Origin of the sequence: Bradyrhizobium sp. MOS002 (assembly GCF_003020115.1) — a bacterium.
Classification (GTDB): domain Bacteria; phylum Pseudomonadota; class Alphaproteobacteria; order Rhizobiales; family Xanthobacteraceae; genus Bradyrhizobium.
Window position 1 is genome coordinate 48,050 of sequence record NZ_PYFX01000007.1, and the last position, 12,926, is coordinate 60,975.

The window sequence follows — 12,926 nt, forward strand, 5'->3', positions numbered from 1 at the left end:
GGGGTTCTGGTCAAGTGAAATCTTTACACTGTCAATATCGCATCCTATAGCTGGTCCATGGGCAAGAGCGAAATCAGGACAGAAACGGCGCGCGGTGCGCGCACCCCAAAGAAGCCGAGCGCGCCGGCGCGTCCCGCGCGACGCCCGGCGAGCGTCAAGCCCGAGGCGCCCTATCACCACGGCGCGCTGCGCGAGGCGCTGCTCCGGGCTGCCGAAAGGGTGCTGGAGCGTGACGGGCTCGCCGGCCTGACATTGCGCGCGGTGGCGCGCGAGGCGGGCGTCTCGCACGCTGCGCCCACCCATCATTTCGGCGACCTCACCGGGCTTCTCAGTGAGCTCGCGGCAGTCGGCTTCCGCCAGTTCAATGCGGCGATGGCGTCGTCCTCCGACACCGCCACCACCCCCCTCGAGCACGCGCTGGCGCGGCCGAAAGCCTATGTCGCCTACGCCCAGGCTCATCCCGGCATGTACGGCATCATGTTCCGCACCGAGCGCCTCGACTATTCCAGGCCGTCGCTGCACGAGGCCGCCGAGGCGTCCTTTGCCGGACTCACCAATGCCGTCGGCATGATGAGGCAGGAACAGATCAGCGGCGACGCGCTGACGCTCAATCAGGGCGCCGCAATCGCGCGCGCCTGGTCGATGGTGCACGGTTTCACCATGCTGCTGCTCGATGGGCGGCTGGAGGATATTCTGGGGCGCCTGCCCGAGGGCACGACGCCCGAACGGCTGCTGGAGGCGATGCTGATGTCGCCCGTGACGGGGAAGCCGCCGGGTCCTTGATCGATAGGCACGAAGGCAACCCTTGCCATCGTCAGGCGTTGACGCCGCATGGCAAAATCATCCCGCGCGCCCTGGAAACGATCGAACCCGCGCAAGCGCGCGGGCAAGGCGTCCAAGCATCTCACGCCTGCGCAGAAATCGGCGGCCAAGGCGCGTGCCCGCCGCGCCGGGCGCCGCTATCCCAACCTCGTGGACAACATGCGCATGGCTGCGAAGAAAACGCCCAAGGCGAAAGCTTCAAAGAAGAAATCCGCGAAGAAGTCGCCCAAGCGCAAGGTTACAAAGAAGCCCGTAAAGAAAAAGGCTGCAAAGAAGAAAGCCGCCAAGACGTCGCGCAAGCGCCGAGTATCTGCGCGCGAAAAGGATCCGCGCGGCGGCTTGACCGCGGCGGGCCGCAAGGCTTTCGCGCGCCAGCAAGGCGCACATTTGCGGCCGGGCGTCACCAAGACCGTGTCCGAGATGACACCGCAGGAGATGCGGCGCAAGGGAAGCTGGGCCGTGCGTTTCTATGGTCGCGCCAAGCTGCCGCCTCTCGTCGATGCCAACGGCCGGCCGACCCGGCACGCGTTGTCGGCGCATGCCTGGGGCGAGCCGGTTCCGAAGACGGTGGCGGCGGCGCGGCGCATCGCCGCGAAGGGTGAACGCCTGCTGGCGCGCTACCACCGCGCCAAGACGCGGACCAAGACGAAAGCCTAGCGCATCGTCGCCAGCTCGACCGCGCGGCCGCGTGCGCCAATGATCTTCACCTCATCCTTGCCGCAGGTAAAGCTGCGGGCGAACTCGTCCGCGGCCTTGCGCGCGAGCTCATTGGCGTTCGGGTTGGCGATCGCGTCGACATAGGCGACATGGCAGACGGGGCCGGGTGGTAGCCGGGTCACGATGAGCATGGCCTTGGTGTTCGGCCGCCCCTGCTTGTCGGGATCGGTGCCATCGGCGATGTGCCAGCGCTGGATCATCGCAAACGGTTTGGCGGCCGCGGTACGCCATTCGACGGTGGTCTCGGACGAGTTGAACGGAGCGAACCAGACTTTTGCAGCCGGTTCCTCGGCCGCGGCCCTGCGATTGCGGCCGACGGAGACGACCTCGCGAAGATCGTCCTCGGCGATCAGGACCACGAGGCCATCCTTGCCCTTGCAGACCCGCGTGGTGCTGCCGTCGAGCTCGCTGGGCTTGCCGATCTGGCGGCAATCCTTCGAGGCCGTCGAGCTATATTGGCTGCCCACGAATTGAGCGTCGGCGCGGTCGAGACCGCTGCAGATCAGCAACATGGCCAGGAGCAATATGGCCAAGGTTGCGGTGGTGATACGGAACATGACGATGCCTTTGATCGAGCGGGAACTCCGTACCGTCAGACGTCTTGATTGTGGGCAAGGTTCAAACAGTGTCGACAGACACCTGACAGCGGCGCGGAATCGTTCTAGAAGAGCGGCTTCGCTTGGGCTCTTTCAGCCTCGTTCGCGTCCTCGTTTTTCGTGATCATGCCAGCCACCTCGTCGAACAAACCTTATCGCGTCGGCCGCTCGAAAACCGGGCTCGGCCTCTTCGCCACCAAGCCGATCAAGAAGGGCACCCGGATCATCCGTTATTACGGACCGATCCTGGACTCCCGGATTCCCGAGCACGACGACATCGAGAACAAATACCTGTTCGAGCTCAACGGCCGCTGGACCATCGATGGCTCGGTGCGCAAGAACCTCGCGCGCTACATCAACCATTCGTGCCGGCCCAACGCCGAATCCGACGTCCGGCCGCGCGAGCGCAAGGTCTTCATCCGCGCCATCAAGAACATCGAGCCGGGCGACGAGATCAATTACGACTACGGCACCGATTATTTCAAAGCCTATCTGAAGCCGATCGGCTGCAAGTGCGAATCTTGCGAGAAGAAGCGCAAGAAGCTGCGCGCGGAAGCGCGGGTCGAGCGCGCCAAGGTGAAGGCGCGTGCGGAGCGTAAGGCCGAGAAGGCGGGCGCCAAAGGCGCCAAAAAGAAGAAGCTCAATGGCCATGCCGTCGGCAAGGCCAACGGCCGCGCGCGCGTAGCCTGAGTTCGAGCTTCTGGCACAACTGTCATGCCCCGCGAAAGCGGGGCATCCAGTACGCCGCAGCCTCTCCGTACCCAACTGACTTCTCGGAATATTGGGTCGCCCGGTCAAGCCGGGCGACGACTGGCGGCGGTAGGCCTCACGCGGCCAGCACACTCCCGCTCCTGCGCAATCCCACATATTGCAATTCGGCAAACACGCCGGTCGCGATCGCCTGCGCCACGACCATGAACTCGCCGGCAAGGTTCGGCGACACCGCGCCCGAGAGCAGCAGCGCGATGCTGCCGACCGTCCAGGCTGCGTTGCTGACCACGACCAGCAGCACCAGCGGCTTTGCCACGGAGGCGCGTGAGGCAAGCCAGCCGACGAGTGCGGTGTAGGCGATCAGGAACAGGCCGGTCTCGCGCAGCAGCGCTTCGGACAGGTTGAACAGTGACGCGAACGCGCTGGCGCCTAACGTGAAACCGAGAGCGGCGACGCCGCTGAAGATTGCGTCGGCAAGAAGCGCGCGGCGAAGGAAGGTGGATGCGTCGATCATCGTGGGGCTCCATGGTTGGGGTGGGCTCAAGGTGAAACTCAGTGTAATCCGCGCCACCAGGCGCGGAGCAGGCGGGCGAGGCGGAACGGGCAGAGGCTCCTGCCGACGCTGTGCTCGAAGGCGGTGACCTGCGCGACGACGTAGTCGCCGGTCGAATGCACCAGCGGCTCGGGCATGTTGAGGCTGCGCGCCAGCATCCGGGTTGCGAACGCCATGGCCCAGGGAACAAGGTGGTCTGCGACGGTCCGGTAGAGCAGCAGTGCGATCATGGTCGTCTCCTGTTGCGACCGAAGATGCGCCGGCCCGAGGCCCAATTCGATTACCTCTGACGTAATGGAAGCGCCGAAATCTGCGTGCTAGGTTTTCGACCATGAACGCACATGCATCCACGGCACAGGCCGAACGCAGCCAGCCGGTCCATATCGGCGACCATCTGCGCGAATGGCGGCAGCGCCGCCGCATGAGCCAGCTCGATCTCGCCGGCGAGGCCGAGATCTCGGCGCGGCATTTGAGTTTCGTCGAGACCGGCCGCGCCGCACCCTCGCGCGACATGGTGCTCAGGCTCGCCGAGCGCCTCGACGTGCCCTTGCGCGAACGCAACGTGCTGCTGGTCGCCGCAGGCTATGCCCCGGCCTTTCCACAGCGCCCGCTGGAGGATCCCGCCTTGAAATCAGCCCGCCAGGCGATCGACCTCGTCCTTAGAGCGCACGAGCCCAATCCGGCGCTGGCCTATGACCGGCACTGGAATCTGGTCTCGGCCAACCGCATGCTGGCGCCGCTGCTCGCCGGCATTCCGCCGCGGCTGCTCGGCCAGCCCCTCAACGTGCTGCGACTTGCCTTCCATCCCGAGGCGCTGGCGCCGCGCACGGTCAATCTCGCGGAATGGTGCGGACATCTCCTGGAGCGGCTGCACCGGCAATGCGAGGCGACGGCCGATCCCGAGCTGATCAAGCTGTACAACGACCTGAAGAGCTATCCGATCCCGGCGCGCGCGGCGCCGCTATCGAGCGACAATGTCGCGATCCCGTTCAAGCTGCGCCACGACGGGGAGATACTAAGTTTCTTCTCCACCACCATGGTGTTCGGCACGCCCGTCGACATCACGCTGTCGGAGCTCGCTCTGGAAACCTTCTTCCCGGCCGACGAGCGCACTGCCGAGCGGCTCCGACAAATGGCAGCAGCCATGAGCTAGCGGCCTTGCCTCGGAAGGGGTTCGGCTTATCTTTGGGCACGACCCGCAACGCCCGAAGGAGGCGCTCATGAGCACCCTAAAGCCGCTCCAGATTGACGTCGTTTCCGACGTGGTATGCCCCTGGTGCTATATCGGCAAGCATCGGATCGAGAGCGCGCTGGCGCTGGTGCCCGACGTTCCGGTCAAGCTCAATTTCCGTCCTTTCTTCCTCAATCCGTGGGTGCCGTCCGAGGGCATCAGCCGGGAGGACTATCTCACCAAGAAGTTCGGCTCGGTCGAGGTCTATAAGGGCATTGCGGGACGCGTCGTTGCGGCCGCGAGCGAAGAAGGGCTCGTCTATCGGCCCGAGCTTGTCGCGCGTCAGCCCAACACCACCGACTGCCACCGCCTGATCCTGTGGGCCGAGGCGATCGGCAAGGCGCCCGAGCTGAAGCAGCGTCTGATGGAGCTCTACTTCCGCGACGGCGGCGACCTCACCGATTTGAACGTGCTTGTGCAGGCGGCCGCAGATGTCGGCCTCGATGCCGACGACGTGCGCAAGCGGCTTATGACCGACGAGGACGTCGCGCGCGTATCGGCAGACGCGCAGGAAGCCGCCGAGAAGGGCATCTCCGGCGTGCCGACCTACGTGTTTGCGCAGAAATACGCCGTCTCCGGCGCGCAGGATCCCAACATGCTCGCGCGCGCCATCCGTGAGGTCTCGGCGGAGATCAACGCCCAGGCGGCGGAGTAGGAGCCATCCTATTTGCGAAGCAGCCGAACTGCGCGGCGCGCCGCCGCGTAGGCGATGCCGTGCGCCGCGAGCGCTCCGTGAACGAGCGCCACGATGGGGTCGTTCCGCCGCAACGGTATCAGCACGTCGCCGACGGCGAAGCGCCCGCGCCAGATCGGGTTGATCATGGGGTGATCGGCGCTCGCCGTGGAATCCGCGCTGGCGATGGCGGGATCGGCGCAGAGGCGGCGGGTGAGCTCGAGCGTGAGCTGCACGCCCGGCGAATATCGTGCAAAGCGCTCGTCGATGCCGAGCTTGAAGAAGAAAGCGCGATCCTGATGGCGTAGCACGATGCCGGCGGCCACCGGCGTCGCGCCGGCGCTAAGGGTGACGATCTCGCATTGCGCGGTTTCCGCGAGCGCGGGAACGGCGCGACGGATGAAGGTTGCATCGCCGGCATGCTGGACCAGCGCGGTGCCGCGCTTGCCTTTCCAGCCACTGGCTTCGAGCTGCAAGAATGTCTCGAGTGCGGGCCTGATCTCGTCGGGGCTGTGCGCGACGTCGAACACGACGGCGCCGTGTTCTTCGAGACGATGGCGCTGGCGGCGCAGCTCCTTGAGCTTTTTGGTACCGAGCGCGTCGCGTAGCAGCGTCTCGCCGTCCTGCGTCGCATCAAGACTGGCGCGGATGTAGGAGTTCAGGAGGCGCGGCTTCAGGCCGTCGCGGTTCAGAGCCTGATTGAGAGCGGTCATTGTCGCCCCGTGGAGCGCGACGTCGTTCAGCACGAGCGCGTGCGCTCCGGCCGCGCGGGCCTGCTGTAACAAGCGCGTCGCTGCCTCGATCGGGGCATCGCGGTCGATCAGCGGGCTGCATAGCGTGCCGTAGGGATGCGCGCTCACCAGAGCGGGCAGGGGGATCTTCCATGCCCGCCAGAGCGAGATCACCGGCATCAGCCCGATCAGCCGCGATCCATCGCACGCGGGAAGCGCCGAAGCATCCGTGCGGCCGCGCGCGGTTGCACTGACAGCGAGCTCCCAGCCCGGCAGGTAATATCCGTTCGGCTCGACCGCGCGCTGCGCGAGTGCGCGCCACTGGCCGGGGTCGATCGCAGTGAGCGGGACACGCGCGCGCGAGGCCGCGGCAGGCTTTGCCGATGCCGGATTGATCGCAGCCTGGTGCGCGATATCGACCACGTCCCGTCGTCCCCGTTCAGGAGGCCTTGCTTAGCGCAAAGATTGGAAAATACCGTTGGGACGCCGCTTCAATTCGAGTGGTAATATTAACGTCTCGTTGAGCATCCGGCCGCGAGCCGCCGGATGCGCCGATGGGTACGCCAGAATTGCTCTCGACCCGGAGGATCATCATGGTCGTAACACCTTTTACGCCGATTGCGTCGCTCCTTGGCGGCGCGTTGATCGGCTTGTCCGCCGTGCTGCTGATGTGGACGACGGGGCGGATCGCCGGGGTCAGCGGTATCGCGGCGCGACTGTTTCCGCCTTACGAGGATCGGGAATTGGCCGGCCGGCTCGCCTTCGTCGCGGGCCTCGTCCTCGCGCCCGTCCTGGCGCGCCTTGTCACCGGAAGCCTGCCAGCGCAAACGATCGCCGCGGGAACGCCGCTTCTGATTGTCGCGGGATTGCTCACTGGCTTCGGCGCGGTGTGGGGCAGCGGCTGCACTTCCGGCCACGGCGTCTGCGGTTTGTCGCGGCTGTCGGTGCGATCGCTGGTCGCGACCATGACTTTCATGGCGGCCGGCATGGCGACCGTCTTCGTGATGCGGCACTGGAGCTGACCACGATGACAATCCTCATTCAATTCGGGATCGGTGTGGTCTTTGGCCTTGGCCTCATCATCTCAGGCATGTCGAACCCGGCAAAAGTACTAAATTTCCTGGACGTTGGCGGCATCACGGCAGGAACGTGGGACGCGAGCCTGGCCTTGGTGATGGCTGGCGCGGTCGCGGTGACCTTCATCGGCTTCAGCCGCGTCTTGAAACTGGCGCGGCCTGCCTTCGCCGATCGCTTCTATGTCCCAACGCGAAAAGATATCGATCCGAGAATTATCGCCGGTCCCGCCATCTTCGGTATCGGCTGGGGTCTTGCAGGCTTTTGTCCAGGCCCGGCGTTGACCGCGCTCGGATTTGGCTCGGCTTCCGCCTTCATCTTCGTCGCAGCGATGTGTGCCGGCATGGTGCTCGCCCGCTTCATCGCGCAGGTTCCGTCGGCAGCACGTGTCGTCACGCCGGCAGATCCGCTCGAAACCTGACATGGACAGGACCGGGCGAGTTATCTCGTCCGGTCCCGTCTGTCATGGCTTCATCGACTACCAGCGATCGCCGACACCGACGCCAACGCTGACGCCGGGCGCGCGGATGCCGACGCCGCCGCGCGGACCATCGTCCCAGTCGCGATACGTGCGGCGCTCATAGTAGCGGTCACGCGGCATGGTCGCGTAGGAGTCGCGCACGATCACGCGCGAGCCGCCGCGGGTGCGATAGCAATTGCCGGAATCGTCGCAGACCAGCCGCACTTCCTGAACGAGATCGGGGCTGGTGTATTCGCTGGTCGTGTAGACGTCAGCGGCCTTGGCGCCGCTCACTGCTGCCAGGGCTCCGACGCCAGCCAGCAATGCAATCGTGAATGTCCTCATCATGTCCTCCTCGAAACTGCCCTCGGCGGTAACAAGAAGGGGAGGCGGCGATCGTTCCGGCAGAATTACAGGTTTTTCCCGGAACCCGATCGCGTGTCGGCGTGATTTGTTCCTAGATCGGATCGTAGCTTTCCGACCCACAGATGTCGTCCGCTTCGGCGCGGCGGCGATCGACCACCTTACCGCCTGATATCGTCACGATGTAAGTCTGTGGCCCGAGCGGCGATCCGGTGGCAGAGGTGAGCTGGGCGCGGACGCAAGCTGTCCAGCCCTGTCCCCGCACCTCACGATGGGGCGGGGCGACATGCACCTCGCGCGGATAGGACGTGCTGAGGAAGACGAATTCGATCTGCTCGCGCACGACGCGTTTGACGTCGGGGGGCGATTCGGGCGGCGGCTGCTCGGCCTCCTTCATGCGCATGAACTCGGGCACCGGGGCGCGGCTGTCGGCAAAGCCGCAGGCCCCGAGCGCGAGCGCGGCGGCCAGCAGCGCCGCATGAGCAATAATCCGTAACATCCGTGAAGGTCCCCTGCGGGCCAAAACATAGGCACGAAGGCGATCCGACGAAGACCCCGCCGATCAAGATTTCCTGAAGTCAGGAATTCCTGAAGTCTTGGAGCCCGCGGCATTGGCTATTCCATAATTGCCGGCTAGTTTGTGCCCTAGACGAGGGGGATTGCGCCCATGAGGATTTTGGTCATAGCGGCCGCGGTGCTGGCGCTGGCGGTTGCCTCCGCGCAGGCGCAGATGGGCGGCGGCAGGCGTCAGCCTAACGAGGGCGGCCAGAAGGCGGACAACAAGCCCAAGGTCGACGAGAAGGCCTACAAGGCCGCACTCGAGCGCATTCCCGAGTCCAAGGAGAAGTACGATCCGTGGAGCGGGGCGCGTCCGCCTGAACCTGCCAAGAAGCCGAAATAGGTGAGGCGGGCGTTGGCGACCCGCCCCTGCTGTTCGGCCGCTCTCATCACGCTCCTCTTGTTTTCGTCGCGGCCAGGCATCGCCTGGGAGAGCTGGGGTGGCGATCCCGGCGGCTCGCGATTCTCGCCATTGCGAGAGATCACGCCCGACAATGTCGGCAACCTGGTTCGGGCCTTCGAATTCCACACGGGCGATCTCGCGGTGCGGCCGCCCGCGGTGATGCGGCGAACCAAATTCCAGGCGACGCCGCTGTTCGTCGAGGACAGCCTGGTCTTCTGCTCGCCTTTCAACGAGGTGATCGCGCTCGATCCCGGCACGGGCGCGCAGAAATGGCGCTACGATCCCAAGATCGCGATCAACCAGCGTCCCGCCAATCGCTACGTCTGCCGCGGCGTCACTTACTGGATCGACAACGAGGCGCCTGTCGATGCCGCATGTCGATCGCGCATCTTCATGGGCACCAACGATGTCCGCCTGATCGCGCTCGATGCGACGACGGGAATCCCCTGTGCCGACTTCGGCAAGGGCGGTGAGGTCAGGCCCGACATAGGCATGAAGCTGGAATGGCCCGGCGAATTCCAGATCACCTCGCCGCCAGCGGTCGGCCGGGGTGTGATCGTGGTCGGCTCCGCGATCGGCGACAACCGCCGCGTCGACGCACCGAGCGGTGTGGTGCGCGCGTTCGATGCGCGTAGCGGTCAGCCACGCTGGACCTTCGAGCCGCTCAAGCGCGACGGTATCGAAGCCGGTCACGCCAATGTCTGGGCGCCGATGTCGGTCGACCCCGCGCGCGGGTTGGTGTTCCTGCCGACATCCTCTCCATCGCCGGATTTCTGGGGCGGCAAGCGGCCGGGCAACAACGAACATGCCAATTCGGTGGTCGCGCTGCGCATCGAGACCGGCGAGCTCGTATGGGCATTCCAGACCGTGCACCACGACGTCTGGGACTACGATCTGCCGGCGCAGCCGACGCTCACGCGCATCGACACCGGCGAAGGTCAGCGCGATGTCGTGATCCAGCCGACCAAGCAGGGTTTTGTCTTCGTGCTCGATCGCGATACCGGAAAGCCGGTGTGGCCGGTCGAGGAGCGCAGCGTTCCGCAGGGGGCCATGGAAGGCGAACGGCTGTCGCCCACGCAGCCATTCCCGACACATGTGCCGGCGCTGATGCCGCAGAGAATCTCGACGGAGGATGCGCTCTCGTTCTTGCCCGGCTGGCGCCGCTCTGCTTGTGCAAAGCGGTTCGCGGAGGCACGTAACGAAGGGCTTTTCACGCCACCCTCAACGCAAGGCACGCTGGAATACCCCTTCACCGGCGGCGGCGTGAACTGGGGCAGCGCGGCCTTCGATCCCGTCAACCAGGTCCTCTATGCCAACACCAGCCGGGCCGTTCATCTGATCAAGCTGATCGCACGCGCGGAGGCGGCCGGATACGATCCGCCGCCCGGTCATGATTTCGGCCAGCAGACGGGCGCGCCGTTTGCGATGTCGCGGGCGGTGGTGACATCGCCGCTCGGGTTTCTTTGCAACAAGCCGCCCTGGGGCGAGATGGTCGCGGTCGATTTGAAGGCCGGAAAGATCCTCTGGCGTTCGACCGTCGGCACGACCGAGGATCTCGCCCCGCTTGGCATGCCGTTGCCGTGGGGTGCGCCGCTCGTCAACGGGCTCGCGGTCACGGCAGGCGGGCTCGCTTTCACCGGCGCTATGGACGCCTATTTGCGCGCCTTCGATACGCGAAGCGGAAGGGAGCTGTGGCAAGGCCGGCTGCCGGTGCCCGGAGTCGCCAATCCCATGACCTATCTCTGGAAGGGCGAGCAGTATGTCGCCATCGGCGCCGGCGGCCACTCCGAGGCAGGCACCTCGATCGGCGACAGCGTCGTGGCGTTTCGCCTGGCACGGCCGGGCGAGGGGCCGTCGCTATGGTCGCGGACCATCGATCGTCCCGGTGGACGATTTTTTGCGGCATCATCGGCGATCGCGCTCGCGATCGTCGCGCTCGTGGTTGCAAGCCTGCGCTGGCGTCGCCGGCGTCGTATCGCGCGAACATGACGCAGCCATCGCGCGCGCGATGCGAACGATCGTTCACATCATACGCACTACTGTTCGAAAGCGAGGCCGATGCGCCTGTCTCGGCGCCAGACGGTGCGGCATTTCCGCACGAAATTGTCACGCGTGATCGCGAGTGTGAACGATCGCGGTAATGTGACGAGGGCATCGAGATCGATTGCGGCGCCGTTCGCCGACATGTTTCGCACCGTGCACGTGATGCCGCTATTTTCAAAGGTGATCGTTGCACCCTTGAAAACACGGTAACGCTGCGCTGCACGCTTCTCGATCATCCGCGTTAATCCATAATGATGTTTGTGAAGTAGTGCATAGAAATTACGTTGAACTAAACTCAATACTGGCGCTACTTGCACAGCGCTTCAGATTTCGTTTACGACGTCGAAGCGGAAATCACTCCGCCGACTTTCCCCCCAAGCCGTCCTTTGTGGCGCTACGCGCCGATGGAGATATTGATGAAGACCACGCTTTCGCTTCTGTTCGCCGCGACGCTCTCGCTGTCGTCCATGCCCGCCCACGCCACCAAGCTCGATCTCGCGACCATGAGCTGCAAGCAGTTCCTCGAGAGCGGCGACGACACCATCAAGATGGTGCTGACCTGGATGGACGGCTGGTACAAGGGCGATGAAGAGAACGCAATCATCGACACCGACGTTTTCGTCGAGAACGCCAAGCAGTTCGGCAGCTATTGCGGAAAGAACCCGAACGTCAGCATCGTCACCGCGGCTGATGAAGTGCTTGGCAAGTAACTGCTCCCGCGTGACGGCGCGAAGCGCGACCGCGCTTCCTGTCTCGACATGACGCCATCGAGAGCCGCGGTGCGCTTTGCGCTCACGCGGCTTTCTTCTTTTCGGATCATGCTTACCCCGGCAGCATCGCGAACGCGCTCGACACCATCGCCACCGGCTTGTTGTCGGTGGCCGAGAGCAGCGTGACCCTGCCGAAGCTCATGGTGCGTCCAAGTCGCACCACGCGGGCGTCGGCCAGCACGTCCGACGAGGAGACGGCGCGCATGAAATGCGTGGTCTGGTCGACCGTCGTCATCGGACGGTAGCCGCGGTTGGCGGCGAGATTCGCGATCACCATCGCGGTGTCGGCGAGCGCCATCAGCGCCTGGCCGCAGACCACGCCGCCGTTGCGGCACAGGCGCTCCGAGAACGGCATGCGCAGGAGCGCTGCCGGCTGCCAGTCGGGCACGTCCGGCGGCGGCAGGTGCTCGATGCGCTCGACCGACAGGTTGAGATCCTGGACCCACGGCGCAAAGACCTCGCCGAGGATGCGTCGGGCCTCAGTGATGCCGAACTCGGCTTCTGGCTGCGATGGCATTGCTGTCGTTTCCTCCGTGTTGCCGGATATTTCGGCCATTCTGGGCGGACCGGCGCGGCAAAGTCACCCGGTCTGCCGCGGGTCCCGTCGGCTTGAAAATGCCTGACTTCGCCCGGTATGATGCCACGGAGTGGATATGGGTGGGTGATGTTGCGTCGGTATGTCCTCGTGTTTTGTCTGGCCGGCATCGGCCTGTTGCTGAACGGGTGCACCAAGTGCGGCCCGATCTGGGACGACTGGCTCCACGCGCCGAAATCGTGCAAATCGGACCGGCTCTAGCGGGCCGTGCGGCCCCTGCGGTTGTGACAGGGGTGACAAGGCGCGGGCGACCCGCCGCCATGGATGATCAAGGAGTCAATGATGAAGCTTTTCCGTATGGCCGCGGTGCTGGCTGTCCTGGCAGGACCGGCCGCGCTGACGGGACCGGCCTATGCGCAAATGCCCAATCTCAATTTGCTGCAGGACGGTCCGAGCAAGACCCCCGAGGAGAAGGCCGCGGAAGCCGAGCGTGAGAAGGCCTACAAGGAAACGCTGAAGAAGATTCCGGATTCCAAGGCCTCCAACGATCCCTGGGGCGGCATGCGCTCCGACCCGCCGAAGCAGTCGGCGGCGCCAAAGGCCTCGGCCGCAACCGGTGCGCCGAAGAAGAAATCCGGCACGACTGCCAATTGACCTTCCGCCCGATCGGAGGCGGCTGAGGCCTC

Annotated in this window: 19 protein-coding genes; 11 read left to right on the forward strand and 8 right to left on the reverse strand. The window is 65.0% G+C overall.

From position 1 onward, the window contains the following. Nucleotides 1-57 precede the first annotated feature (57 nt). Both C7G41_RS21580 and C7G41_RS21585 read left to right on the forward strand, forming a co-directional pair. Nucleotides 58-783: a TetR/AcrR family transcriptional regulator gene (locus C7G41_RS21580; RefSeq protein ID WP_106944423.1), complete on the forward strand. Its 726-nt coding sequence runs from the start codon at nt 58-60 to the stop codon at nt 781-783. Between the two features lie 48 nt (nt 784-831). Beyond that, nucleotides 832-1,479 carry a DUF6321 domain-containing protein gene (locus tag C7G41_RS21585; protein ID WP_106944424.1) on the forward strand — a complete coding sequence of 216 codons (648 nt, stop codon included), beginning with the start codon at nt 832-834 and terminating at the stop codon, nt 1,477-1,479. Here the strand turns inward: C7G41_RS21585 and C7G41_RS21590 are convergent. After that, on the reverse strand, nt 1,476-2,096 hold the full coding sequence (locus C7G41_RS21590; protein WP_106944425.1) for a hypothetical protein: 621 nt from the start codon (nt 2,094-2,096) through the stop codon (nt 1,476-1,478). The genes C7G41_RS21585 and C7G41_RS21590 overlap by 4 nt on opposite strands. A gap of 165 nt (nt 2,097-2,261) precedes the next feature. Here C7G41_RS21590 and C7G41_RS21595 point away from each other — a divergent pair, with 165 nt between their 5' ends. Beyond that, nucleotides 2,262-2,825, forward strand: coding sequence for an SET domain-containing protein (locus tag C7G41_RS21595; protein ID WP_106944426.1), 564 nt, complete (start codon nt 2,262-2,264; stop codon nt 2,823-2,825). Between the two features lie 136 nt (nt 2,826-2,961). On the opposite strand, the gene C7G41_RS21600 is transcribed toward C7G41_RS21595, so the two are convergent. Together C7G41_RS21600 and C7G41_RS21605 are read right to left on the reverse strand one after the other, a co-directional pair. Next, nucleotides 2,962-3,360: a hypothetical protein gene (locus C7G41_RS21600; protein ID WP_106944427.1), complete on the reverse strand. Its 399-nt coding sequence runs from the start codon at nt 3,358-3,360 to the stop codon at nt 2,962-2,964. 38 nt (nt 3,361-3,398) lie between these two features. Continuing rightward, the gene (locus C7G41_RS21605; RefSeq protein ID WP_199198518.1) at nt 3,399-3,629 is read right to left on the reverse strand and encodes a hypothetical protein; all 231 of its coding nucleotides are present in this window, start codon (nt 3,627-3,629) and stop codon (nt 3,399-3,401) included. Between the two features lie 101 nt (nt 3,630-3,730). On the opposite strand from C7G41_RS21605, the gene C7G41_RS21610 reads away from it, so the two are divergent. Both C7G41_RS21610 and C7G41_RS21615 read left to right on the forward strand, forming a co-directional pair. Further along, nucleotides 3,731-4,552 carry a helix-turn-helix domain-containing protein gene (locus C7G41_RS21610; RefSeq protein ID WP_106944429.1) on the forward strand — a complete coding sequence of 274 codons (822 nt, stop codon included), beginning with the start codon at nt 3,731-3,733 and terminating at the stop codon, nt 4,550-4,552. A gap of 67 nt (nt 4,553-4,619) precedes the next feature. After that, nucleotides 4,620-5,285, forward strand: coding sequence for a DsbA family oxidoreductase (locus tag C7G41_RS21615; RefSeq protein ID WP_106944430.1), 666 nt, complete (start codon nt 4,620-4,622; stop codon nt 5,283-5,285). An 8-nt stretch (nt 5,286-5,293) separates the two neighbouring features. On the opposite strand, the gene C7G41_RS21620 is transcribed toward C7G41_RS21615, so the two are convergent. Then, nucleotides 5,294-6,457 (reverse strand): GNAT family N-acetyltransferase, encoded by a 1,164-nt coding sequence (locus tag C7G41_RS21620; protein ID WP_106944431.1) that lies wholly within the window; start codon nt 6,455-6,457, stop codon nt 5,294-5,296. 170 nt (nt 6,458-6,627) lie between these two features. On the opposite strand from C7G41_RS21620, the gene C7G41_RS21625 reads away from it, so the two are divergent. After that, nucleotides 6,628-7,056 carry a YeeE/YedE family protein gene (locus C7G41_RS21625; RefSeq protein ID WP_106944432.1) on the forward strand — a complete coding sequence of 143 codons (429 nt, stop codon included), beginning with the start codon at nt 6,628-6,630 and terminating at the stop codon, nt 7,054-7,056. A gap of 5 nt (nt 7,057-7,061) precedes the next feature. Next, complete coding sequence (locus C7G41_RS21630; RefSeq protein ID WP_106944433.1) at nt 7,062-7,529, forward strand: DUF6691 family protein; 468 nt, start codon at nt 7,062-7,064, stop codon at nt 7,527-7,529. A 57-nt stretch (nt 7,530-7,586) separates the two neighbouring features. Here the strand turns inward: C7G41_RS21630 and C7G41_RS21635 are convergent, their stop codons facing one another. Both C7G41_RS21635 and C7G41_RS21640 read right to left on the reverse strand, forming a co-directional pair. Continuing rightward, nucleotides 7,587-7,916 carry a hypothetical protein gene (locus C7G41_RS21635; protein WP_035961409.1) on the reverse strand — a complete coding sequence of 110 codons (330 nt, stop codon included), beginning with the start codon at nt 7,914-7,916 and terminating at the stop codon, nt 7,587-7,589. 109 nt (nt 7,917-8,025) lie between these two features. Next, nucleotides 8,026-8,430, reverse strand: coding sequence for a hypothetical protein (locus C7G41_RS21640; protein ID WP_106944434.1), 405 nt, complete (start codon nt 8,428-8,430; stop codon nt 8,026-8,028). A gap of 168 nt (nt 8,431-8,598) precedes the next feature. Here C7G41_RS21640 and C7G41_RS21645 point away from each other — a divergent pair, with 168 nt between their 5' ends. Both C7G41_RS21645 and C7G41_RS21650 read left to right on the forward strand, forming a co-directional pair. Then, nucleotides 8,599-8,832, forward strand: a complete 234-nt coding sequence (locus C7G41_RS21645) for a hypothetical protein (protein WP_007602200.1) — start codon at nt 8,599-8,601, stop codon at nt 8,830-8,832. A gap of 12 nt (nt 8,833-8,844) precedes the next feature. Then, nucleotides 8,845-10,881, forward strand: coding sequence for a pyrroloquinoline quinone-dependent dehydrogenase (locus tag C7G41_RS21650; RefSeq protein ID WP_373681140.1), 2,037 nt, complete (start codon nt 8,845-8,847; stop codon nt 10,879-10,881). A 47-nt stretch (nt 10,882-10,928) separates the two neighbouring features. Here the strand turns inward: C7G41_RS21650 and C7G41_RS21655 are convergent, their stop codons facing one another. Beyond that, nucleotides 10,929-11,171 (reverse strand): PilZ domain-containing protein, encoded by a 243-nt coding sequence (locus tag C7G41_RS21655; RefSeq protein ID WP_199198519.1) that lies wholly within the window; start codon nt 11,169-11,171, stop codon nt 10,929-10,931. 180 nt (nt 11,172-11,351) lie between these two features. Here C7G41_RS21655 and C7G41_RS21660 point away from each other — a divergent pair, with 180 nt between their 5' ends. Further along, entirely contained in the window at nt 11,352-11,645 is a 294-nt protein-coding gene (locus tag C7G41_RS21660) for an HdeA/HdeB family chaperone (RefSeq protein WP_199198520.1), read from the forward strand. A 112-nt stretch (nt 11,646-11,757) separates the two neighbouring features. Here C7G41_RS21660 and C7G41_RS21665 read toward each other — a convergent pair whose 3' ends face one another. Continuing rightward, on the reverse strand, nt 11,758-12,222 hold the full coding sequence (locus C7G41_RS21665; protein WP_007612196.1) for a PaaI family thioesterase: 465 nt from the start codon (nt 12,220-12,222) through the stop codon (nt 11,758-11,760). A 360-nt stretch (nt 12,223-12,582) separates the two neighbouring features. On the opposite strand from C7G41_RS21665, the gene C7G41_RS21675 reads away from it, so the two are divergent. After that, entirely contained in the window at nt 12,583-12,894 is a 312-nt protein-coding gene (locus C7G41_RS21675) for a hypothetical protein (RefSeq protein ID WP_106944662.1), read from the forward strand. The last annotated feature ends 32 nt before the right edge of the window (nt 12,895-12,926 follow it).

Bases quoted from the DNA above. Each gene is read 5' to 3' on its own strand.
- C7G41_RS21610 (WP_106944429.1), top strand. From the start codon at position 3,731: ATGAACGCACATGCATCCACGGCACAGGCCGAACGCAGCCAGCCGGTC.
- C7G41_RS21655 (WP_199198519.1), bottom strand. From the start codon at position 11,171: ATGATCGAGAAGCGTGCAGCGCAGCGTTACCGTGTTTTCAAGGGTGCA.
- C7G41_RS21640 (WP_106944434.1), bottom strand. From the start codon at position 8,430: ATGTTACGGATTATTGCTCATGCGGCGCTGCTGGCCGCCGCGCTCGCG.
- C7G41_RS21600 (WP_106944427.1), bottom strand. From the start codon at position 3,360: ATGATCGACGCATCCACCTTCCTTCGCCGCGCGCTTCTTGCCGACGCA.
- C7G41_RS21630 (WP_106944433.1), top strand. From the start codon at position 7,062: ATGACAATCCTCATTCAATTCGGGATCGGTGTGGTCTTTGGCCTTGGC.
- C7G41_RS21615 (WP_106944430.1), top strand. From the start codon at position 4,620: ATGAGCACCCTAAAGCCGCTCCAGATTGACGTCGTTTCCGACGTGGTA.
- C7G41_RS21595 (WP_106944426.1), top strand. From the start codon at position 2,262: ATGCCAGCCACCTCGTCGAACAAACCTTATCGCGTCGGCCGCTCGAAA.
- C7G41_RS21580 (WP_106944423.1), top strand. From the start codon at position 58: ATGGGCAAGAGCGAAATCAGGACAGAAACGGCGCGCGGTGCGCGCACC.
- C7G41_RS21675 (WP_106944662.1), top strand. From the start codon at position 12,583: ATGAAGCTTTTCCGTATGGCCGCGGTGCTGGCTGTCCTGGCAGGACCG.
- C7G41_RS21625 (WP_106944432.1), top strand. From the start codon at position 6,628: ATGGTCGTAACACCTTTTACGCCGATTGCGTCGCTCCTTGGCGGCGCG.
- C7G41_RS21635 (WP_035961409.1), bottom strand. From the start codon at position 7,916: ATGATGAGGACATTCACGATTGCATTGCTGGCTGGCGTCGGAGCCCTG.
- C7G41_RS21605 (WP_199198518.1), bottom strand. From the start codon at position 3,629: ATGATCGCACTGCTGCTCTACCGGACCGTCGCAGACCACCTTGTTCCC.
- C7G41_RS21665 (WP_007612196.1), bottom strand. From the start codon at position 12,222: ATGCCATCGCAGCCAGAAGCCGAGTTCGGCATCACTGAGGCCCGACGC.
- C7G41_RS21660 (WP_199198520.1), top strand. From the start codon at position 11,352: ATGAAGACCACGCTTTCGCTTCTGTTCGCCGCGACGCTCTCGCTGTCG.
- C7G41_RS21590 (WP_106944425.1), bottom strand. From the start codon at position 2,096: ATGTTCCGTATCACCACCGCAACCTTGGCCATATTGCTCCTGGCCATG.
- C7G41_RS21585 (WP_106944424.1), top strand. From the start codon at position 832: ATGGCAAAATCATCCCGCGCGCCCTGGAAACGATCGAACCCGCGCAAG.
- C7G41_RS21645 (WP_007602200.1), top strand. From the start codon at position 8,599: ATGAGGATTTTGGTCATAGCGGCCGCGGTGCTGGCGCTGGCGGTTGCC.